Origin of the sequence: Bacillus pretiosus, from assembly GCF_051294775.1 — a bacterium.
GTDB lineage: Bacteria > Bacillota > Bacilli > Bacillales > Bacillaceae_G > Bacillus_A > Bacillus_A wiedmannii.
Genome location: NZ_JBPPHF010000166.1, coordinates 1 through 309, shown reverse-complemented (window position 1 = coordinate 309; position 309 = coordinate 1). Strand labels below are relative to the sequence as shown.

Sequence of the window (309 nt, the reverse complement as noted above, 5' to 3'; positions counted from 1 at the left end):
TCATGCCGGCGTGCTCGACGGACAAGTCGGTCACCCCGATCTCGGCTTCCCCGCGTCGCAGCGCAGTGTGCACGCCGCCCGGGCCGTCCGCGTCGACGATCCGCACCAGGATGTGCGGGTAGCGGTCACGGAAGCGGCGCGCGAGCTCGATCATCGGATCGAAGGCGAACGACGAGTACGTCACCACGTCGACGCGGCCCGAGACGAGTTCGCGTACCGCGGCCACCTTCGCCTTCGCCCGTTCGACGTCGGCGAGGATCCGGCGGGCCGCTACGTCGAGCCGGCGTCCGTCCTCGGTCAGTGTGAGCC

General features: G+C 70.6%; 1 protein-coding gene. It reads right to left on the bottom strand.

The window, feature by feature from the left end:
* A partial coding sequence (locus tag ACSG5Z_RS32900; RefSeq protein WP_503827188.1) for a LysR substrate-binding domain-containing protein occupies nt 1–309 on the bottom strand: 309 nt, incomplete at both ends.